Annotated in this window: 22 protein-coding genes; 9 read left to right on the forward strand and 13 right to left on the reverse strand. The window is 65.0% G+C overall.

Annotated features, from left to right (window positions below; translation table 11 throughout):
* Positions 1 to 46: 46 nt before the first annotated feature.
* Entirely contained in the window at positions 47 to 532 is a 486-nt protein-coding gene (gene greB, locus JQK15_RS11685; protein ID WP_004208672.1) for a transcription elongation factor GreB, read from the reverse strand.
* A gap of 45 nt (positions 533 to 577) precedes the next feature.
* On the reverse strand, positions 578 to 2,650 hold the full coding sequence (locus tag JQK15_RS11690; protein ID WP_214865680.1) for a lytic transglycosylase domain-containing protein: 2,073 nt from the start codon (positions 2,648 to 2,650) through the stop codon (positions 578 to 580).
* A 99-nt stretch (positions 2,651 to 2,749) separates the two neighbouring features.
* On the opposite strand from JQK15_RS11690, the gene dapA reads away from it, so the two are divergent.
* The 6 genes from dapA (at position 2,750) to recA (ending at position 8,844) form a co-directional block, all read left to right on the forward strand.
* Entirely contained in the window at positions 2,750 to 3,628 is an 879-nt protein-coding gene (gene dapA, locus JQK15_RS11695; protein ID WP_004208674.1) for a 4-hydroxy-tetrahydrodipicolinate synthase, read from the forward strand.
* 44 nt (positions 3,629 to 3,672) lie between these two features.
* Positions 3,673 to 4,155, forward strand: coding sequence for an SsrA-binding protein SmpB (gene smpB / locus JQK15_RS11700; RefSeq protein WP_010337314.1), 483 nt, complete (start codon positions 3,673 to 3,675; stop codon positions 4,153 to 4,155).
* Between the two features lie 3 nt (positions 4,156 to 4,158).
* The gene (locus tag JQK15_RS11705) at positions 4,159 to 4,752 is read left to right on the forward strand and encodes a DUF2062 domain-containing protein (RefSeq protein WP_017499609.1); all 594 of its coding nucleotides are present in this window, start codon (positions 4,159 to 4,161) and stop codon (positions 4,750 to 4,752) included.
* Positions 4,753 to 4,799: 47 nt separating this feature from the next.
* Positions 4,800 to 7,220, forward strand: coding sequence for a hybrid sensor histidine kinase/response regulator (locus tag JQK15_RS11710; RefSeq protein ID WP_416341351.1), 2,421 nt, complete (start codon positions 4,800 to 4,802; stop codon positions 7,218 to 7,220).
* An 84-nt stretch (positions 7,221 to 7,304) separates the two neighbouring features.
* Complete coding sequence (locus JQK15_RS11715; RefSeq protein ID WP_004208678.1) at positions 7,305 to 7,661, forward strand: response regulator; 357 nt, start codon at positions 7,305 to 7,307, stop codon at positions 7,659 to 7,661.
* Positions 7,662 to 7,773: 112 nt separating this feature from the next.
* Positions 7,774 to 8,844: a recombinase RecA gene (gene recA, locus JQK15_RS11720; protein ID WP_004208679.1), complete on the forward strand. Its 1,071-nt coding sequence runs from the start codon at positions 7,774 to 7,776 to the stop codon at positions 8,842 to 8,844.
* 170 nt (positions 8,845 to 9,014) lie between these two features.
* Here recA and JQK15_RS11725 read toward each other — a convergent pair whose 3' ends face one another.
* The 5 genes from JQK15_RS11725 to aspS form a co-directional block, all read right to left on the reverse strand.
* A complete protein-coding gene (locus JQK15_RS11725) occupies positions 9,015 to 9,200 on the reverse strand; it encodes a hypothetical protein (protein ID WP_004208680.1) in 186 nt (61 codons plus the stop codon).
* An 88-nt stretch (positions 9,201 to 9,288) separates the two neighbouring features.
* On the reverse strand, positions 9,289 to 10,617 hold the full coding sequence (locus JQK15_RS11730; RefSeq protein ID WP_214865682.1) for a methyl-accepting chemotaxis protein: 1,329 nt from the start codon (positions 10,615 to 10,617) through the stop codon (positions 9,289 to 9,291).
* 81 nt (positions 10,618 to 10,698) lie between these two features.
* Positions 10,699 to 11,484 carry a polyphosphate kinase 2 family protein gene (locus JQK15_RS11735; protein WP_214865684.1) on the reverse strand — a complete coding sequence of 262 codons (786 nt, stop codon included), beginning with the start codon at positions 11,482 to 11,484 and terminating at the stop codon, positions 10,699 to 10,701.
* Between the two features lie 65 nt (positions 11,485 to 11,549).
* Positions 11,550 to 12,638, reverse strand: coding sequence for a DUF5694 domain-containing protein (locus JQK15_RS11740; protein ID WP_214865686.1), 1,089 nt, complete (start codon positions 12,636 to 12,638; stop codon positions 11,550 to 11,552).
* 118 nt (positions 12,639 to 12,756) lie between these two features.
* A complete protein-coding gene (gene aspS / locus JQK15_RS11745; RefSeq protein WP_214865688.1) occupies positions 12,757 to 14,541 on the reverse strand; it encodes an aspartate--tRNA ligase in 1,785 nt (594 codons plus the stop codon).
* 128 nt (positions 14,542 to 14,669) lie between these two features.
* On the opposite strand from aspS, the gene rnd reads away from it, so the two are divergent.
* Both rnd and JQK15_RS11755 read left to right on the forward strand, forming a co-directional pair.
* The gene (gene rnd / locus JQK15_RS11750; RefSeq protein ID WP_010337305.1) at positions 14,670 to 15,836 is read left to right on the forward strand and encodes a ribonuclease D; all 1,167 of its coding nucleotides are present in this window, start codon (positions 14,670 to 14,672) and stop codon (positions 15,834 to 15,836) included.
* A gap of 11 nt (positions 15,837 to 15,847) precedes the next feature.
* Positions 15,848 to 16,165, forward strand: coding sequence for an I78 family peptidase inhibitor (locus JQK15_RS11755; RefSeq protein WP_017499617.1), 318 nt, complete (start codon positions 15,848 to 15,850; stop codon positions 16,163 to 16,165).
* A gap of 12 nt (positions 16,166 to 16,177) precedes the next feature.
* Here the strand turns inward: JQK15_RS11755 and JQK15_RS11760 are convergent, their stop codons facing one another.
* From JQK15_RS11760 to JQK15_RS11785, 6 genes are all read right to left on the reverse strand, one after another.
* A complete protein-coding gene (locus JQK15_RS11760) occupies positions 16,178 to 17,113 on the reverse strand; it encodes a PAS domain-containing protein (RefSeq protein ID WP_017499618.1) in 936 nt (311 codons plus the stop codon).
* 173 nt (positions 17,114 to 17,286) lie between these two features.
* Positions 17,287 to 17,700: a hypothetical protein gene (locus tag JQK15_RS11765; RefSeq protein WP_004208689.1), complete on the reverse strand. Its 414-nt coding sequence runs from the start codon at positions 17,698 to 17,700 to the stop codon at positions 17,287 to 17,289.
* A 25-nt stretch (positions 17,701 to 17,725) separates the two neighbouring features.
* Positions 17,726 to 18,109 (reverse strand): hypothetical protein, encoded by a 384-nt coding sequence (locus JQK15_RS11770; protein ID WP_004208690.1) that lies wholly within the window; start codon positions 18,107 to 18,109, stop codon positions 17,726 to 17,728.
* A 64-nt stretch (positions 18,110 to 18,173) separates the two neighbouring features.
* A complete protein-coding gene (locus JQK15_RS11775) occupies positions 18,174 to 18,683 on the reverse strand; it encodes a helix-turn-helix domain-containing protein (protein ID WP_214865690.1) in 510 nt (169 codons plus the stop codon).
* Positions 18,684 to 18,929: 246 nt separating this feature from the next.
* Positions 18,930 to 19,613: a hypothetical protein gene (locus JQK15_RS11780; RefSeq protein ID WP_214865985.1), complete on the reverse strand. Its 684-nt coding sequence runs from the start codon at positions 19,611 to 19,613 to the stop codon at positions 18,930 to 18,932.
* 225 nt (positions 19,614 to 19,838) lie between these two features.
* The gene (locus JQK15_RS11785; RefSeq protein ID WP_037510835.1) at positions 19,839 to 20,225 is read right to left on the reverse strand and encodes a PH domain-containing protein; all 387 of its coding nucleotides are present in this window, start codon (positions 20,223 to 20,225) and stop codon (positions 19,839 to 19,841) included.
* 147 nt (positions 20,226 to 20,372) lie between these two features.
* Between JQK15_RS11785 and JQK15_RS11790 the strand changes: the two genes are divergently transcribed.
* Complete coding sequence (locus JQK15_RS11790; RefSeq protein ID WP_214865692.1) at positions 20,373 to 20,930, forward strand: nuclease; 558 nt, start codon at positions 20,373 to 20,375, stop codon at positions 20,928 to 20,930.
* Positions 20,931 to 20,990: the final 60 nt, after the last annotated feature.

A 20,990-nucleotide genomic window follows, 5' to 3' on the forward strand; every position in this document is an offset into this window, starting at 1 on the left:
TATATCGAAATGTGCGGGAAATATGGGAAGTTAAGCGATCGAAATCCTATTGCGGATAGCTGATCGCCATCACCTCATATTCCTTCTCGCCGGCGGGCAGATGCACCCGGCGCAGGTCGCCGATGGCCGCCCCGCGCAGGGCACGGGCGATCGGCGATCCCCAGCCGATCCGGCCGGCGTCCACATCGGTCTCGTCATTGCCGACGATCGTCACGGTGCGATGATGATCATCCTCGTCGGCGATGGTGACGGTCGCGCCGAAATAGACCCGGCCCTTGTCGGGCTGCTGGCGCGGGTCGACGACCTTGGCATCCTTCATCTTCTTCGACAGGCGCTTCAATTGCCCGTCAATCTCGCGCATCCGCTTGCGGCCATAGAGATAGTCGCCATTCTCGCTGCGATCGCCATTGCCCGCCGCCCAACTCACCACCTCGACGATGCGCGGCCGCTCGACACCGAGCAGATGGTCATATTCGGCGCGCAGCTTCGCAAACCCCTCGGGGCTGATATAATTGGGATAGGGACCGCTCATGCCGCCCCTTATCCACAGCCTTGGCCGACGCGCAAACCGGAAAGATCAGCCCGGCGTCTGCTTGCCCAGATAGCGGCTGAGCACCGCATTGCTGCCCTTGAACTTGGCCCGCTCCGGGTTCATCGCCTCATAGACGACGGCATTTTCCAGCACCCGCTGCACATAGTTGCGCGTCTCGAAGATCGGAATCTGCTCGATCCAGCGCAGCATGTCGGCGCCCGGCAGGCGCGGGTCGCCATTGGCCTTGACCCAGCGATTCACATTGCCCGGCCCGGCATTATAGGCGGCCACGGCCAGCGGATAGCTGCCGCCATAATAATCCAGCATGCGCTGGAAATAGCCCGACCCCAGCATGATGTTGTAGCTGGGATCATTGAGCGAGCCTGCGTCATAGCTCAGGCCCAGCTTGCCCGCCTGCTCCCGCGCCGTGCCCGGCATCAGCTGCATCAGGCCGCGCGCGCCGGCATGGCTGACGATCTGCTTGTCGAACTGGCTTTCCTGCCGCGCGATCGCATGGACCATGGTCCAGTTATATTGCGCCGTCGGCGGCACCGGCACACGCGGGAAAGCGCTCGCGCCATAGCCCGTCAGGCCGTTGGACACGGCGCGACGTCCGACCATCACGCCCATGTCGGGACGGCCCAGATTCTGCGCCAGCTCGGCGGCCAGGAAATGATCGCCATCGCTGTCGGCACCATTGGCAATGGCGCGCACGAACTTGCTCTGGTCTTCCCAATAGCCCATCTGGCCCAGCGCCCTGGCGGCGCGCACCACTGACCGGTTGTTGAATTCGCTGCGTTCTGCGGCCGAGATCGACACCGCCCGTTCGGGCGGCGGCGGCACTGGCCGGCCCAGCCGCTCCAGCGCCAGCTGGCCATAATATTGGTCGGGGAATTGCGCCGACTGGTTGAAATAGCTGTTGGCGCTGGCGGCATCGCCCGCCTGCAGCGCCGCGCGCCCGGCCCAATAATAGCCCTTGGCCTGGACCTGGGGCGACTTGCCGCCGGTCGCATAGCGGCGGAACATCGCCACCGCATCGGTCGGACGGTTGAGATTGTAGAAGGCGGTCGTGCCCGCCAGCCAGGCAAGGCTGGTATAATCGTCGCGCTCGCCGATCGGCCGGGTCGACACGTCCGTGCCCGGCGCATAGGCGTCGTCCAGCTTGCTGGCGATGCCATAGGCAAAGCTCCACTGGCTGTCGTTCGCCGACGACCGCGCCTGGGTCAGCAACGTCTCATACCATTTTTCGGCATTGCCGGGGCGGAAGGTCAGCGGCTGGCGATTGGCCAGATATTGCCGCCCGGCGATCCAGTTGCCGCTGTTGAGCAGCCAGGTCGCCTTGTCGGCGATGAAGCCCGCATCGCTCGCCCCGCCGGCCGGCTCGGCCGTCTGCATCTTGATCGCGGCGTCCGGCGACTTCTGGCGAAAGGCGATGCGCGCATCATAGATCGCCCGACGCGCCGGGCTGACATAGGCCAGCATCCGCATCGCGCCGATCGTGTCATTGGACCACAGCAGCACGTCTGCCCGCTGGTCATGATCGGCCACGGTAAAGCCTGATCCAAACAGCGACAAAAGCCGCGCCTCGTCAGTCGGGCTCAGCGTGCCGGTGATCCAGGCGGTGCGCGCGGCCACCCGCGCCTCGTCCATCCGCCCGGCCTGCATCAGCGCCACGGCATTGCGCGCATGGCCGGTCGCGGTGCGCGCCGGGAAGCGGGCGAAGAAGGCGATCACCTGGCGCGGATCAAAGCTGTCGGGATTGATCCCGGTCTCGGCCAGCCGCCGCATCCGGTCCTCGCCCGGCCAGCCGGGATTGGCCATGATGAAGCTGGCATAGGTGGAAAAGCCCAGGCCATCGCTCTGCTGCAAGGCGCGCCACTGGCTGATCGTGCCGGCGATCGAAGGATCGGACGGCATGCCGACGCGGCTGGCCGCCTGGTTCCAGGCGCTGGGCTGAGTCGAGCCCGGCTGGCCCGGCAAAGGCTGCACCATCGCCTGGGCATAGACGGTGGGGGTTTCGGTCTGGGCGCCGGCACCGGCGGTTGCGAGCAATAAAGCAATGACAGGCATGCGGATCAGGTAACTTTCGACAGTTCCGGGCTTCGGCATGCTGGACATAATCGCTATTGCATCCTTATCAGGCCCTGAATGACGCGCTATAGCGCGCCGCTTGCCCGATCATGCCCCGGTCGCCCGGAGAATTGAAGGAGTTTAATGATGTTTTCCGGGTCGATTCCAGCCCTGGTGACCACTTTCCGCGACGGAGCGGTGGACGAGGCCGCCTTCCGCGCCCTGGTCGACTGGCAGATCGAGGAAGGGTCGAGCGCGCTGGTCCCCTGCGGCACCACCGGCGAAAGCGCGACCATGACGGTCGAGGAGCATAATCGCGTCATCGCCATCTGCGTCGACCAGGCGGCCGGCCGCGTGCCGGTGATCGCCGGTTGCGGATCGAACGACACCCGCATCGCGCTGGAGCATATGTATGCGGCGCAGGCCGCCGGCGCCGACGCGGCGCTGGTCGTCGCGCCCTATTACAACAAGCCGAATCAGGACGGCGTCTATCAGCATTTCGCCTATCTGGCGCAGCGCTGCGACCTGCCGATCGTCCTCTACAACGTCCCCACCCGCACCATCACCGACATCGGCGTGCCGGTGATGCACCGGCTGAGCCAGGAATATCAGTCGATCGTCGGGGTGAAGGACGCCACCGGGAATCTGGGGCGGGTCACCGCGCAGCGCCTCGCCTGCGGCCCGGACTTCTGCCAGCTTTCGGGGAATGACGAAACCGCACTCGGCTTCAACGCGATGGGTGGCCGGGGCTGTATTTCGGTCACCGCCAATGTCGCCCCGCGCCTGGTCGCCGATTTCCAGGCAGCCTGCGCCGCGCAGGATTGGGATGGTGCCCTGGCGCTGCAGGATCGTCTTTATCCCCTGCATGATGCCCTGTTCAGCGATTCTTCACCCGGCCCTGTCAAATATGCCCTTACCCGCGTGCGGCCCGACATGCCCGGCGAGCTTCGGCTGCCGATTACCTGGCCGTCGGAATCGAGCCGCGCCGCGGTCGATCGCGCGCTGGAGATCGCCGGTCTGGTTTGACGCGCCGGCGTCCCTATATGATGAATTGAGTTAAGTAGCAGACTATGGCCCGCCCCCGCCCCGCAACCTTCGACAAGAAGAAGATCGTCGCCGAGAACCGGCGCGCCCGTTTCGATTATTTCATCGAGGACGTGTTCGAGGCCGGCATCGCGCTGCAGGGCACCGAGGTGAAGGCCCTGCGCGGCGGCGAGGGCAATATCGCCGAAAGCTATGCCGAGGTGAAGGGCAACCAGGTCTTCCTGGTGAACAGCAACATCCCCGAATATAGCCATGGCAACCGCGAAAATCACGAGCCCAAGCGGGTGCGCAAGCTGCTGCTGCACGAGCGTGAGATCGAGAAGATGCACAGCGCGGTGTCGCGCAAGGGCATGACGCTGGTGCCGCTGATGGTCTATTTCAACAGCCAGGGCCGGGCCAAGGTCGAACTGGCGCTGGCCAAAGGCAAGCAGAATCACGACAAGCGCGACACGATCAAGGAACGCGACTGGAAGCGCGATCAGCAACGCATCATGAAGGCGCATAGCTGATCCATGGACAATCGCTTCTCCCGCTGGTGGCACGCCAACGCGCCGACCCGTGAATCGCTGGAGAAGAGCCGCGTCCTTGCCCCCGTCGCCCATCGCGTGCTGGAACCCTCGCTGTGGCGCTTCACCCGCCGGTCGGTGCCGCGCGGCGTCGCGCTCGGCCTGTTCGTCGGCATCTTCCTGCTGATCCCCGGCGTCCAGATCGCTGGCGCTGCTATCTTCGCCCTGCCCTTCCGCGCCAATATCCCGGTCGCGGCGGCGATGACCTTCCTGTCCAACCCGGCCACCACGCCGCTGATCCTGATGGCGTCGGTGTGGCTCGGCAACTGGATGCTCGGCCGCAGCGCCGACGCCTCGGGCTTCATGGCGCTGGTCGATGGCCATGCTTCGATCGGCCAATGGTGCGCCTGGCTCTTTTCCGAAGCCGCCCCGGCCATGCTGCTCGGCCTCTTCCTCATCTCGCTCGCCAGCGCGGTGCTCGGCTATGTCGGCGCCGACTGGTTCTGGCGTCGTCGCATGGGGCGCAAGTGGCAGGCGCGCAAATTGAGGATTGGCAAGCGCACCGAAAGCAGCGCATTGGAAGAGATCGCCCGGGTCTGATCCGTGGCGTCATGGTTCCATTGTAAGGGCTTAAGGGGACGGCGCCGATGGTCGCGCGGGTAAACAGGGATGATGAGGCGTGGATGGGGCAGGCCCCGTCGCGCAGCTTCGTGCCCCTGCTCGCGCTCGCCGCGGCCGCCTCCGCCGCGATCGTCCTCTATGCCATCGGCGACTGGGCGCTGGCCGCCGGCTTTGCCGCCACGGTCATCACCATCGCCGCGCTGCTCGCCTGGTATCGCCGCCTCTATCCCCCACCACTGTCCGCCAGTGATGCCGTGCCCGACTGGACCGTGGCGCGTGCCGCCGCCGACGCCTCCAGCATGGCGATCGCCGTCACCGACCGCGCCGGCCGGCTGGTCTGCGCCAGCGACCTGTTCGGCGAATGGTTCCCCGGCTATCCCTCGCCCCCGGCCGTCAATGCCGATGCCTCGCTGATCGAGAGCCTGACCGCCGCCGCCCGCGCCGCCTGGCGCGATGGCGAGGCCAAGGTGGAGGCGATCGCCCATGCGACCCTGCGCCTCGACGTCGACATCACCCGCACCGGCCGGTCGGAAGATTATCTGCTCTGGCGCTTCACCCCGATGCGCCAGCCCAGCGCGCTCGACGATGTCCACCGCGTCCTGACGGGCGAGGCCGGGCGGCAACTGGGCGAAGCCGGCATCATGGCGGTGATGATCGGCGGCGAGGGGCGCATCCGCGCCGCCAACGGCGCCTTCCTGCTGCGCGCCGCCGGCCGGATCGACGCCAACATCACCGGCCGCGATTTCGCCGCCCATATGCGGGTCGATGACAAGGGCCGGCTGTTCCTGGCGCGCGAGGAAAGCGGTGGCCTGCCGCTGCGCCTGCTGCAGGTGCCGTTGCGCCGCGCCACCCAGCCGGGCGGCATCCAGAATGGGGCGCAGGACGGCCCGATGCTGCTGCTGCTGATCGACGAGCCGGTCGGCGGTGGCGGCACCTCTGCCCTTTCCTATATCGAAACCCTGCTCTCGCTGCTGCCCTTCGGCCTCGCCATGGCCGACCGCGACGGCCGGGTGCTGTTCGTCAACAAGGCGTTCGCCCGCGCCGCCGGCATCAAGGATGCCGAAACGCCCAGCTATCCCGGCGACCTGGTCGTGCGCGAGGATCAGGCGGCGGTGGCCGACGCGGTGCGCCGCTTTGCCGTCGGCCCGCAAATGTCGGGCGACATCGCCGTGCGCATGCGCGAACAGCCCGAAGAACCGATCGCGCTCAGCCTCGCCGGCGTGCGCGGCCTGGGCGAGGCCGCCGTGCTGCTCAGCCTCAAGGACAATAGCGAGGAATCGAAGCTCAAGCGCCAGGTCGCGCAGGCGACCAAGATGCAGGCGATCGGCCAGCTGGCGGGCGGCGTCGCCCATGACTTCAACAATATCCTGACCGCCATCATCGGCCATTGCGACCTGATGCTGATGCGCCATACGCCGGGCGACAGCGACTATGACGACATCACCCAGATCAAGTCGAACAGCAATCGCGCCGCCGGCCTCACCCGCCAGCTCCTCGCCTTCTCGCGCCAGCAGACGCTGCGCCCGCAGATATTGCAGCTGCCCGACATCGTCGCCGACGTTTCCAACCTGCTGAAGCGCCTGCTCGGCGAGAATGTGAAGCTCGACGTCAGCCATGGCCGCAACCTCGGCGCGGTGCGCGCCGACCCCGGCCAGCTGGAACAGGTCATCATCAACCTGGCGGTCAATGCCCGCGACGCCATGCCCGAGGGCGGCACGCTCAATATCCAGACCTATGGCGTGCCGGCGAACCGCGTGCGCGAGATGCGGCAGCAAATTCTGCCGATCAGCGACTATACCGCGCTGCGCGTGTCCGACACGGGCCTGGGCATCCCGCCCGACATCTTGTCCAAGATCTTCGAACCCTTCTTCACCACCAAGGAACTGGGCAAGGGCACCGGTCTTGGCCTCTCCACCGTCTACGGCATCGTCAAGCAGTCGGGCGGCTATATCTTCGCCGAATCCGAACTGGGCCGGGGCGCCAGCTTCGTCATCTATCTGCCGGTCTATGCCGGCGGCGACATTGAACAGGCCAAGCCCAAGACGCCGATCAAGCGCAGCGAAACCTGGGGCACCGGCACGGTTCTGCTGGTCGAGGATGAGGATATGGTCCGCGCCGTGGCCGAACGTGCCCTCACCCGTCAGGGCTACAAGGTGCTGACCGCCAGCGACGGCGAACAGGGGCTGGAAGTGCTGGGCGGCGGCGAGAAGATCGACCTGCTGATCTCCGACGTGGTGATGCCCAATATGGACGGCCCGGCGATGGTGGCGCAGGCGCGGCGGAGCTTCCCGGACCTGCCGGTGCTGTTCATGTCCGGCTATGCGGAGGAGCAACTGCGCAAGTCGATCGACATCGCCAATGTTGCCTTCCTGCCCAAGCCCTTTTCCGTCAACCAGTTGGCCGAAGCGGCGCGCGACGCACTGGCGATGCGACCGGCGGCGGAATGAACTTGGCCGCCGGCAAACGATTATGCTGGGCATCGCCTGCCCCTTTGGCTAGCGATGGGAAGCAAGAACAAGGGACAAGGGCGCATGGCTGACGGCAAGTCCATCCTCATCGTCGAGGATGAAGCAATGATCGGCATGATGCTGGAAGATTATCTCGACGCGCTTGGTTATCGCCTCCACGCGACCGCAGCGTCGGTGGACGAGGCGTGCGCCCTGGCGCGCGAGGGCGGGTTCGACGCCGCCCTGCTCGACTGCAATCTCCAGGGTGAAAAAAGCTGGCCGGTCGCCGACATATTGGCCCAGCAGTCGATCCCCTTCCTGTTCGCCACCGGCGGCATGGCCGACGATCTGCCGCAGGGTCATGCCGATCGGCCGACGCTCGCCAAGCCCTTCACCATCGGCGCCGTGGAACGCGCGCTGGAGAAGATTCTCGCCGACTGAATAGGCAGGATAGGAAATTTCCGTTCCCCTCTTGTTCCACAGGAACAAACAGGATACATCATTGGCAGGCGCCGAGTGACTCGACGCGATCCGCTTGACAGGGGATAGGCCGATGACCGCTATGCTCTCACTCATCGATTCCAAGAAGACAGGCACAATGGACAGACAGAAAGCATTGGAGGCGGCGCTCGCCCAGATTGATCGCGCCTTCGGCAAGGGCAGCGCGATGAAGCTCGGCAGCCGTGAGAAGATCGAGATTGAATCGATCTCGACCGGCTCGCTCGGCCTCGACATCGCGCTCGGCATCGGCGGCCTGCCCAAGGGCCGCATCATCGAGATTTACGGGCCGGAAAGCTCGGGCAAGACCACGCTGACGCTGCATGCGATCGCCGAGGCGCAGAAGGCCGGCGGCACCGCCGCATTCGTCGACGCGGAACATGCGCTCGACCCCATTTATGCCAAGAAGCTGGGCGTCGATATCGACGAACTGATCGTGTCGCAGCCCGACACCGGCGAACAGGCGCTGGAAATCGTCGACACGCTGGTCCGTTCCAACGCCATCGACATCCTCGTCGTCGACTCGGTCGCCGCGCTGGTGCCGCGTGCCGAGATCGAGGGCGAGATGGGCGACAGCCATGTCGGCCTGCAGGCGCGCCTCATGAGCCAGGCGCTGCGCAAGCTGACCGGGTCGATCGCCCGCTCCAAGTGCATGGTGATCTTCATCAACCAGGTGCGCATGAAGATCGGCGTGATGTACGGCAATCCGGAAACCACCACCGGCGGCAACGCGCTCAAATTCTACGCCTCGGTCCGTCTCGACATTCGTCGCACCGGCCAGATCAAGGATCGCGACGATATCGTCGGCAACGCGACCCGCGTGAAGGTGGTGAAGAACAAGGTCGCCCCGCCCTTCAAGCAGGTCGAATTCGACATCATGTATGGCGAGGGCATTTCCAAGATCGGCGAGATGCTCGACATCGGCGTCAAGGCCGGGCTGGTCGAGAAGTCGGGCTCCTGGTTCTCCTATGACTCGGTCCGCATCGGCCAGGGTCGCGAAAACGCCAAGACCTTCCTCAAGGAAAATCCCGAAATGGCAGACCGCCTGGAAAAGGCGATCCGCGGCAAGACCGAGGAAGTCGCCGAAGGGATGATGGCCGGACCCGAAGCGGGGGATGACGACTAAGCAGGACGACCGCGCCCGACCGGATCAACCGGGCGCCTGATCCTGCCTTTCGTCCACCTCTGGCTTCACGCTCTGAAAAGGCCCGTTGCGCGATGGCGCGGCGGGCCTTTTACCTGCCGGGCGCAAGACAGGGCTGTCGCCATGCAGGCGCAACGGAGGGGAAAAGACCGCTATTCGTGCGGCCGCAGGGCGCGATTGAGCGAATCCAGCACCTCGGCGATCGGTTCGGTCACGGTGACGCTGCGGCCTTCGCCAAAGCGGATGCGGGTGCCGTCGGTCACGGATGAGACGAAGGTCACCTGGGTAGGGTTGACCGCGGTTTCGGTGCGATCGACGCCGACGAACATGACAAGCATGATCTTCTCTCCCATTTTCGGCCCGTGCCGGACCCATTGGGTGCAAGACTAGCTGCTTTTTGCGCCGTTACCAGAGGCTTTGTGCGGTTCAGCCTGCCTCGATCGCCTGCAGGAACCGGCTCGCCCGATCGTCCAGCCGGTGCGCGACCGTCGCCAGCTGCCCCGCCGCAACGCCGATGTCATGGGCGCCTGCCGCCGCCGCGCTCGCATTGTCGCTGATCTGGCGCGCACTCTGGCGGATATGGTCGCTCGACGATCCGGCTTCCGACAGGCTCGCGGCGATCGACCGGCTGAAGGCGCCATGGCGCGCCACCGCTGAAAAGACCGATGCCGACACCTCGTTCGCGGTCGCCATCGCCGCGTCCATGTGCATATGTCCCTGCGCCACCGTCTCGACCGCCAGCCGGACATGGCCGATGCGCTGGCCGATCTCGGCCGCCGCCTCGCGCGTCTGGCTCGCCAGCAGCTTCACCTCGCGCGCCACCACGGCAAAGCCCTGCCCCGCCTCGCCGGCCCGTGCCGCCTCGATGCTGGCATTGAGCGCCAGCATGCTGGTCGCCCGCGCAATATCGTCGATCAGGGTGATGACCGCGCCGATCCCGTCCGCCTCGACCCGCAGCGCCGCCGTCTGCTCGGCCCCGACCTGCGTCTGCGCCACCGCCGCGCGGATCGCCTCGCCCGCCGCGCGCACCTGGCTTTCCATCGCCTGGAACAGCCCGCCCAGTTCCTGCCCGCCGCTGGCGATGCCGTGCAGGCTGTCAGCCGTCTGCTCCGCCGCGACCGCCATGCCGGCCGCCGCCTCGCCATTGCCCGACGCCCGCTCCACCGCCTGTTCAGCGCGCGCCGACAGCATGTCGGCCATGCCGACCAGATCCGCGATCAGCGCCTCGACATCCGCGCGAAATGCGCCGCTCTCGCGCGTCACATGTTCCAGCCGCCGGGTGCGGGCCAGCGCATCGCGCGTATCCCGCTCCGCCGCCAGCCGCAGCAGCAGCGGGCCGCCGACCACGCCGGCATAATGGCCGCCCTGCGTCACGATCAGCCCCTCGCAATCACTCCCCTGCGCGGCATAAAGGTCGATCAGCCGTTCGACGCTGGCACTCTGCTCCACCATCGCACACGGCCGCACATGCTCATCCAGCCGCCCGCCGAAACTGGGATTGCGCAGCAGCGCATGACCGAAGGGGTTGAAAAGGATGCGCCGCATGTCGCGCTCATAAATGGCCCCCACCGGCCGATCGGCGGCGTCCACCACCGGCAGCAGCCGCAGCGCCGCATCATCCTGGAAGCGGTCGACGGCCTGGCTGAGCGGCTGGCCCAGCCGGACCGCAGCGCAGCCCTGCGCAAAGGGCAAGGCGGTGCCGGCGGCAACATGCGGCTCCGGGTCGGGCCGATCGAGCATCTGGGGCGCGTACATGGCGCCCGGCCTAGAAGAAAAGGGTAAATGACCGCTTAGTATTTGATGACGCTTTTGTTACAGATCGTTGTTTTTACGGAATTATTTGGCCGGTTTATAACCAAATGCCTCGCGCGCCAGCTTGATCACCTCGGGATCGGGCGCCGGGAAATCCATCGGCACCAGTTTCTCCAGCCGCTCCGCCACATAGGTTAGCGCCGCGATTCGTCCGGCCTTGCGATTATTATTGTCGATCACCTTCCAGGGCGCCTGCTTGGTGTCGGTCTTCTCGAACATGTCGTGCATCGCATCCCAATATTCGGCCCGCCTGGCCCGGTTGCGATAATCGTCGGTGCCGGTCTTCCACCGCTTCCACGGCGTATCCAGCCGCTGCGCCAGTTGCTCGTCCTGCGTCTCCTGGGTGATGTGGACGAACAGCTTGATGATGTTGGTGCCGGTCTCGACCTGCTGCGCCTCGAACGCGTTGATATCCTTGTATCCGCGCTTCCATTCCGCCTTGGTGGCATATTTCTCCACCCGCTCGACCAACACCCGGCCATACCAGCTGCGGTCGAACAGGCCGATATTCTGGCTGGCGGGTAACCGGGTCCAGAAGCGCCAGAGGAAATGATGGTCCAGTTCCTCGCGTGTCGGCGCGGCAATCGGATGGACCTGATAGTAACGCGGGTCCCAGTCCGCGGTCATCCGCTTGATGATCCCGCCCTTGCCCGCGCCATCCCAGCCTTCCAGCATGATGACGGTCCGGCGGCGATGCAGGATATGGGCGACCTGGATCTTCGACAGGCGATGCTGCAGCGCCAGCAGCGCCGCATCATAATCGCCCTTGAACTTCGCCCCGGTCTCATAGTCCGACAGATTGATCGTCATGCGCCGCTCTCCTGCAAGGGGACGGCCGATTAGATCGAACCCCGACGTCAAGAGCAAGCGCGGCCTCAGTGCAGCACGGCATCGGTATCGACCAGCCGCACATCGTGCATCATGTCGAGATAGGCCTGGAGATAGAATTTGTGCGAGGCTCCGACGATCACCAGCATGCGCTGGCCCGGCGCGGCGGCGAAGACGTCGCGAATATTGGCCGCCATGCGCAAATTGCGCACCTCCCAATAGCCGGCATAGCCGCGCCCGAAACGCTCGGGCGAAGGCTCCTTGAGCGCCGCGCCGAAATCACTGTCATAGATGGTCTGCGCCTGATCCGGCGCATTATAGGCGCGATAGAGTGCCAGCACGCCGGCCCCCGTCCGGATGCCGGGCTGCAGCGCCGCATCGGCCGCCTTGCGCCGCGCCGTCGCTTCATTGTCCCACGCCTTCATGATCGCCGCGCCCGCCGCCTTCTCCTCCTCGGCATTGCGATAAGGCCGGTCGGCGCTGTGGTCGTCCATCGGTTCCAGCCGCTCCAGCCCCAGTCTGGCAGCCAGCGGCGCGGCAATCAGGAACTCCTCGTTGCGACGCTGGCGCAGCGTTTCCAGCCGCGCCACCAATATGGCGTCCAGCCCATCCCCCGCATGCCGGTCCGCGCCGTCCAGCCGCAGCCATTGCACCAGCGCCGATCCCTGATCCGCCGCCGCCAGGAACAAGGCCGCCAGATGGCGCCGATCCGATGCCGTCGGTCGCTCCGGCCAGGCGGCCAGACGCCGCTCGACCTCGGTCGTGGCAGCCGGTACGTCCAGCCCGGTCGCCTGGCGCGCCGGCGTCGCGTCCCAGCAATAGGTTTCCACCGTCTCCGCATAGCGGAACGGCGCGCGGCGCAAGGCGTCGCATTGCAGGCCAGACAGGGACTCGACCGCGATTGATTGCGGCTTCCACGCCCCCAGCCGGTCGATCAGCGGCCCCAGCGCCTTTGCATCGAAATCCTTTGGCCAGCCCGACAGATGGGGCGTGCCCAGCACCATCACCTCATTGGGCGGCCCCGCCACCGCCTTCAAAGCGCGCGGATCGAAACCGGGACCAGCCGCCTGCACCGACACCGCCGCAAGCCCCGCTGCCAGTCCCGCCACCAGCGTCGCCATGATCGTCCGCATCATCCGCCCTGCTCCCTTGCCGCGACGTGTGTTATCATAACAATACAGCAAGGCAAGACGGCAAAGAAAAAGGCCCCCGCCAGATGGTGGGAGCCCTGTTCTTTCCAGCCGATGGAAAGGGTTATGCCTTCGCCTGCGGCTCCACCACGCGGACATGCAGTTCGCGCAGTTGCTTGAACTCGGCGGCGCTCGGCGCCCCCATCAGCAGGTCTTCGGCGCGCTGGTTCATCGGGAACAGCGTGATCTCGCGCAGATTCTGCGCGCCGCACAGCAGCATCACGATACGGTCGACACCGGCGGCCATGCCACCATGGGGCGGCGCGCCATATTGGAACGCGCGATAGAGACCACCGAACCGCTCTTCCACGTCTGCCTGGCTGAGGCCGACCAGCTCGAACGCCTTGACCATCGCCTCGGGCGACTGGTTACGGATCGAGCCCGACGCGATCTCATAGCCGTTGCAGACCATGTCATACTGATAGGCCTTGAGGCTCAGCGGATCCTGATTGTTGAGCGCGTCCAGCCCGCCCTGCGGCATCGAGAAGGGATTGTGGGCGAAGTCGACCTTCTTCTCGTCCTCGTCATATTCATAGAAGGGGAAGTCGACGATCCAGCACAGGTCGAACCGGTCCTTGTCGATCAGGTCGAGCGTCTCGCCGACGCGGATACGCGCCAGACCCGCCAGCTTCGCTGCCTGCGATTCCTTGCCGGCGGCGAAGAACACGCCGTCGTTCGGGCCAAGGCCCAGCGCCGCGATCAGCTTGGCTGTCGCTTCCTCGCCATGATTCTTGGCGATCGGGCCGCCGGGCACGCCATCCTTGATGTTGATATAGCCAAGGCCCGAATAGCCTTCGCCGCGCGCCCAATTATTCATGTCGTCGAAGAATTTGCGGCTGCCCGCGCCTGCGCCCGGCGCCGGGATCGCGCGGATGACATTGCCGCTCTCGACCAGGCTGGCGAAGATGCCGAAGCCCGAGCCATGGAAATGCTCGGTCACGTCCTGGATGATGATCGGGTTGCGCAGGTCCGGCTTGTCGCTGCCATATTTCAGCATGGCTTCGGCATGCGGAATGCGCGGGAAGCTGCCGGCCGGGGTGACCGGCTTGCCCTGGGCAAATTCCTCGAACACCGACGCGATGACCGGCTCCATCGTGTTCCAGACATCCTCCTGGGTGACGAAGCTCATTTCCAGGTCAAGCTGGTAGAATTCGCCCGGCAGGCGATCGGCGCGCGGATCTTCGTCGCGGAAGCAGGGGGCGATCTGGAAATAGCGGTCGAAACCGGCAACCATCAGCAGCTGCTTATATTGCTGCGGCGCCTGCGGCAGGGCGTAGAACTTGCCCGCATGGATGCGGCTGGGCACCAGGAAGTCGCGCGCGCCTTCCGGGCTGGACGCGGTCAGGATCGGCGTCGAATATTCGGTGAAGCCGGCATCTTCCATGCGGCGACGCATGTCGCGGATGATCTTGGTGCGGGTGACGATATTGGCGTGCAGCGTTTCGCGGCGCAGGTCCAGGAAGCGATAGCGCAGGCGGATATCCTCGGGATATTCCTGCTCGCCCGCCACCGGCAGCGGCAGTTCGGCCGCGGTCGACAGCACGGTCACCTTGTCGGCCACGACCTCGATCGTGCCGGTCGCCATCTTCGGGTTGGTCGCTTCCGGGCCGCGCGCGACCACGGTGCCGTCGATCGTCACGACCGATTCCGCACGCAGGCCGTCCAGGATGCACAGCGGCTCGCTGTCCGCCTTGGCGACGATCTGGGTCAGGCCATAATGGTCGCGCAGGTCGATGAAGAGAACGCCGCCATGATCGCGCTTGCGATGCACCCAGCCGGACAGGCGCACATTCGCGCCGACATCGGCTTCACGAAGGGCGCCGCAATTGTGGGTGCGATAGGCGTGCATGGCGTTTCGATCTTTCAAATTCGTTTTACGGAAATGACAAATTGTTGCGGCCCGGCTATGGGCTTGCCTTGTCGACTATCGACCAGCCCGCAGGACGCGGGCCAGCCCATAATAAGATCGAAGACCATATGCAAATTCATCCGCTGATTACCGACAGCAAGACGCTTTCCGATTTCTGCGCCCGCATGGCCAAATCCCCCTATGTCGCGGTGGATACCGAGTTCATGCGCGAGAATAGCTACTGGCCCGAACTCTGCCTGGTCCAGGTCGCCGACTCCAGCGAGGCCGCGGCGATCGATCCCAAGGCGCCGGGCATCGACCTTACGCCCCTGCTCGACCTGCTGGTCAATAATGAGGACGTGCTCAAGGTCTTCCATGCCGGCGGCCAGGACATCGAGATCGTCCATAATCTGACCGGCAAGACGCCGCATCCGATGTTCGACACCCAGATCGCCGCCATGGCACTCGGCCTTGGCGAACAGATTGGCTATGGCAATCTGGTCGACGCCTGGCTCGGCGTGCAGCTCGACAAGGGCGCACGGTTCACCGACTGGGCGCGCCGCCCGCTCGACAAGCGCCAGATCGACTATGCGATCGGCGATGTCACCTATCTGATCGAAATCTTCCCCAAGATGCTGGAAGAACTGCGCAAGACCGGGCGCGGCGACTGGCTCGACCAGGAAATGGAGCGGATCAGTGATCCCTCCAATTACGAGAATGATCCGTCCGAAGCCTGGAAGCGCGTCCGCATCGCCAGCCGCAAGGCCGATGTCCTGGGTCGCCTCAAGGCGCTGGCCGCCTGGCGCGAGAAGGAAGCCCAGGACAAGAATCTGCCGCGCGGCCGCATCGTCAAGGACGAGACGCTGGCCGACATCGCCAGCCACCCGCCGCGCGCGCAGGAGGATCTGGGCAAGGTGCGCGGCCTGTCCGCCACCTGGAAGAGCAACGACATTGGCGGCCGGCTGATGGCCGCGCTCGGCGCACACAAGCCGCTCGGCAAGGACGAGATGCCCGAGCGCGATCCCAAGCGTCCGGGCCTGGGCAAGGATGGCGCACTGGTCGCCGACCTGTTGAAGCTGTTGCTCAAGATCCGCTCGCGCGACATCAATGTCGCCCCGCGCCTGCTCGCCCGCACCGACGATATCGAAGCGCTGGCTGCCGGCGTGCGCGACGATCTCGCGATCCTGGAAGGCTGGCGCTATGACCAGTTCGGCCGGGACGCGGTGGACCTGGTCGAAGGACGCCTTGCCTTTGCGGTCAAGAATGGCCGGCTCAAGATGACGCGGACTGAATAAGGAGACGGACGATGCGGATGCCGGTGCCCATGCCGATGATGGCGATGATACTCCTGCCCCTGGCCGCCTGTGCCGGAACCGGCAGCGAAGGCCCCGGCTCCGCATCACCGCCTGCCATGGCGCAGGGGCCGTGCAGCCATGACGGGCTCGACCGCTTCACCGGCCAGAAGGCGACGGCCGATCTGGGCGCGGAACTGCTCAAGGCATCGGGCGCCAAGACGCTGCGCTGGGGCGGCCCCAATATGGCCATGACCATGGACTTCCGTCCCGACCGACTGACCGTCAGCTATGACGATCAGATGGTCGTCACCAGCGCCCGCTGCGGCTGACCCGCGCCCGCCTCATTCGGCGGCGCGCGGTAACTCCACCACTGTGCTCCCATCGAGCGCGGTGATCAGCACCACCGCCCCCTCGGCGCCATAGGCGCCGTGCAGGGCGACGATAGAGGCCTTCACCGCCACCGCCTCGCCGCGATTGCTCAGCAGCATGGTCTGCACGCATTGCGCGCCCTGCCCCTGCATCGCTCGCTCCAGCGCCTGGCGGAATGCCGCGCGGCCATGGGTGAGGACCAGGTCGGTCAGTTGCACGCCCATCACCCGTTCGCGCGGCAGGCTCAGCATGTCGGTGAAGGGCACATCGACCGCGTCGATCGTGCCGCGCACCGACAGGCGGACATAGCCGACATCGCCATGGGCGGTCATCGCCTCGATGATCGCGGCCTTGGCATCGGCCAGCCGATGGCGGCGCACATCCTCGGTAATGTCGCGGAACATGATGACGGTTGACCTTCCAAGGGGAAAACTCTGCAGCCGCAGCCAGGCGCCGTCGGCAAAGGGGGAGGGAATATCGGCTGCGCTCGGCTCGCCGCCGCTCACGGTGCGGCGCACATGCACTTCCATCAGACTGCCGCTGATGGAAGGCAGGACGACGTCCAACTTCGGACCGACCATCTGCCCCACCGGCTTGCGACAGATGGCGCTGGCGACCCGGTTGACGAAGTCGACGCGCATATCCTGGTCGCAGATGATCACCGCCTGATCGACCCAGTCGGCCAGCGCGAACAATTTCTCCTCGGCGCTCTCCTGACCGGCGTTGCCCGACTGGGCTTTGAGCGCCCGGAACTCGTTGACGCCCAGCAGCACATGGGTCGCCCGGCCATGATGGGTGATGTAGAGCGGCGTGCGTGTCGCCATGTCGCGACATTCGGAAAAGCCGCGGACCAGGTCGGCCGCGGTGACGACCGGACTTTCGGCCGGATAACCACCCTCTCCCTCCATTCCATCACTCCCTACTGGGTTCAGATGGCGCGTAGCGCGCTGGGTCATGTCCCTTGATGCCATAATTATCGGCCCTCCATCAATCGGACAAAAACAGAAACAACATGCCTTTCACCGGCCGGCGCAGCCTCAAGAAGGAATGACGGGCATTTCCACATCCAAGTTTCCCTTGCTCAGGCCGGAAACGCGTGTTTCCGGTCCATCTGCGTGCCCATGGCCATCACGACCAGCACCGGCACCGCCCAGATTGTCGACATGGCGTAGAAGAATTTGGTGAGGTAGGCGGGTGACACGATCACCGCGACCTGAACCGCCGCCACATTCAGCTGGAAGGCGGCGACGATGATCGGCCAACGCCGGCTGCTCAACATCGAAATGATGATCTTGAACAGCAGCGAGGCGCATTCGATCGCCAGGATCGTGCGGATCAGCACCGCCTCCGGCCGGATGGTCAGGACCGCCGTCTGGGCCAGGATGAACCCTGCCCAGACGCCGACGATGCTCCAGCGCCCGGTCGCGCCGCCATAGCGCACCACGAAGATCGAGGTGGCGATCAGCGCGATCGTATAAGCGAGGAAGATCTGCACGATCCTGCCTTCCGGTCCGGTCGCGTCAGGCGACCAGGCGCAGGGCGTCGGCCTGCTTTTCTTCCAGCGCGCTCCACGGGCTGTAGCAGCCGTCGGCGCGTTCGGCCTGGTTGGTCTTCATGCGGATCTTGGTCGCTTCCAGATGGGCGCCCAGCAGCTGCTCGCGGCTCTGCATCATCGTGTCGATGCAGCCATGGAAGCGCTTGAACAGCTTCTGTCCCTGTTCGGGGGCCAGGCCGATGGTGCGGGCGGTGTCGATCATGTCGGCGCTCATCCGCAGCGTATGGGCCAGAACATCGTCCAGCTTCACATAGGCATCGCGGACCTGGCCGCTCAGGTTGAAGAAGGTGTCGTCCGACATGTGCATTTCGCTCTTGGCGGCGCGCTCAGCGCGGCGGGCATTGGACATGGCAAGGCTCCCTTTTCAGGCCAGCGCTCGCTGGCCCATCAGATGGTTGGATTGTTGGAGACCGTCAGCCAAACAGATGATTGAGCCAATATCCCATCGTGATCAGCGCAGCCAGGGAACCCCCTGCCCATAACGCGACCCGGAAGATGGTCGTCAGGATCTGCCATCGATTCAGCCCATGCGGTTCCCCTCCCATGGTTGCCAGAATCCGGTTACCCAATTGGCGCAAGCGACCCTTTTCCTGCCGCTCTGCATCAGCCGGGATGTCGCCGGTCCGGGTCGGCCTGCTTGGTGCCGACGCCTCCTTCTCACCCGCCATCGCCGGTTCAACAAGCGGCTCCGGCTTTAATTCAAATTGCTTGAATTGCGCGTTTTTCTCGGCCTCCACCAATATCCGGGCGGCTTCGCGTCGATCCTTGGCGCCCAGCGCCACGGTCGCGCGATAGACATATTGGTCGACCGTGCCGGGGGTCAGCGATGTACGCTGCGCGATCTGCTTGGAGGTATAGCCCTGTGCCACCAGCCGCAGGCATGCCCGCTGATTATCGTCCAGACTGGCAACCGCATTCGACATTCCAACCCCTCTGATCGCCCACAGGGAATCATGCCCCGGAACGGATGTAAACTTCTTCTATGATCAATTTTTTATGATGCCGGCCAAGCCATTGATTTATATCAGATACACTTCATCCATATCGGTGAGACGAAAAAGGCGACGCCTGTGGGCATCGCCTGTTTCCGTTACGGAATCCAGTCATGACATGACTCGATCCGCAATAGCTGCAATCGGGAACCCGGATAGCGCCCCGAAAGGCGCCGTCTACAGTTCCAGGCCGATCAGCGTGCCGCTGCCGATCCGGTCGACATAGCGCTTGCCATCGACCTCCAGCCAGTCCGGCGTCACTTCCAGCCGGCGCCCGTTGATCGTAGTCCGCAGATGCTCGACCGCGATCCGGTTGCGCGCAACGATACGCAAAACGCACAATCCGTCGCCCCGCGCCGCCATCATCGAATAGCGGTCGCCGCGCAACAGGAAATGCCAGCTGCCGTCATGCGGCTTCCATTCATTGCCATCGATCACCTGCATCGGCGTGCCGTCGGCCGCGCCCAGCCTGACGCTGATCCGCGTCGCCCCCATGGATCGGCGCGGCGGCGCGAAGATCAGGATCGGTTCGCCGTCCAGAGTGATGGGAATCGGCGTATCGCGCAGCAGTCGCGATCCACCGACGATGAGTTGTGGCAATTCGTTAGAGAAAGGCAGGCGATCGCGCGCGAAATGGCGCTGGCGCACCACCGGATTGGCATGGAAGCTGTGGACCTGATTCGCGGTCAGCCGCCCCTCTTCCACCAGTCCATGACAGGTCGGGCAGAGCAGCGTCGCCCCCGGCCCGTCTGGCAGCCCCAGATAACGATAGATGGTGACCCCGCAGCGCACGCAGGCAAAGCCGCAGGACTGCCGAATCTCGGCCCGCTGATCGGCCGTCAGTTCCGGCAACAGCGGCATTACGCGCAAACCCACCATCAAGGCGCCCCCTTTTTCCCGCCGTCCGCCTGATGCGGATCGACGTTGCTTGTTCCTGGCGTCCTCGTGCGGGTGGAAAGCTCTGCCGGCCCCTGGGCTCCTATTGGTTAAAATAAATGCGCCCAAGTCAAGGGCCTAGACATTATGTTCGACAAGAAAATGGCAGATTTCGTGCGCTTTCCGTGCGCACCGCCCCTGCCCGAGCGTTCAGCGCTGGGGCAGCAGGTCCAGGTTGCGGGCTGCCGCAATCGCCCGAATCCGGCCCGGTCGCGGCATGTTGCGGATCGCGATTTCCGCTACGTCACCGGCGCTGAACAGCTCGACATTGCCGACGTCGAACAGCCGCTGGCCGAAGGTCTGCGTGATCCGCACGCTGCGGATGCTGGACAGCGCGATCTCGGTCCGCTGCTTGGCCAGCAAGCCACGTTCCAGCAGCACCTCGCGCTCGCTCAGCGCCAGCCGCTCGCCCTTGTGCATCACCCACCACACGCCGATCGCCAGGATACCGACCACCGAAACCAGCAGCAGCAGGAACAGGAAGGGATGCGCCCGGACCATCGCCGGATGCTCGTCATACAGCCATGCTTCGCTCACGCCGCCTCCTTCATCTGGCTTCCGCGGTTTTTCACCATGCCCCCGGCGCGGCGTCAAGGCGTCGTCCGCCGCCCCCTGCGCAACCACCATGGTTAACCAAAAATTTCCCAATATTTACTAGCGATAGCCTCCGATTGGGGATGAATCATGGCCTATAGCCTGCATGATATTGGTGACGAAGATCGGGATCGGTCCGGCCATTGGCTGAATGACAAGCAGGATCAGCGCCGCGCCATCGTGCCGCTGCGCCTCATCCTCATCGCCCTGTTGATGGGGGCACTGCTGCTGGTCCTGATGCGCCATGTGCTGCCCGCCACGTCGGCGCCAGCCACGCCGGCAGCCGAAGCTCCCGCCACCATTTCCGTCCGCTTTGCCGCCTGTGACGATCTGGATGGCCAGGCCTGCGTCCTTGCCACCGACGCCTATGCCTATCAGGGCCGCCGCTACCATCTCGCCGACATCAGCGCACCGCGACTCGAGGGCGCCACCTGCCCGCAGGAAGCCGCCCTTGCCCGCGCCGGCCGCACCGCGTTGCAGGGCATGATGAATGGCGGCAGCTTCGAAGCCCATGCCGATTCCGCCGACAGTGATCCGACCGCCCGCATCCTGCTCCGTGACGGCGTCTCGCTGGGCCAGCTCCTCATCCTCAAACGCTATGCCCGCCCCTGGTCGGCCAAGCCAATCAACTGGTGCGCGGCCGGCTAAGGCCGCGATCCCGCACGGGGGACAAAAGACGGGACGTTCCAGATTGGGACCGACAGCGCC

It is taken from the genome of Sphingobium sp. BHU LFT2 (assembly GCF_018604485.1).
Taxonomy (GTDB): Bacteria; Pseudomonadota; Alphaproteobacteria; order Sphingomonadales; family Sphingomonadaceae; genus Sphingobium; species Sphingobium yanoikuyae_A.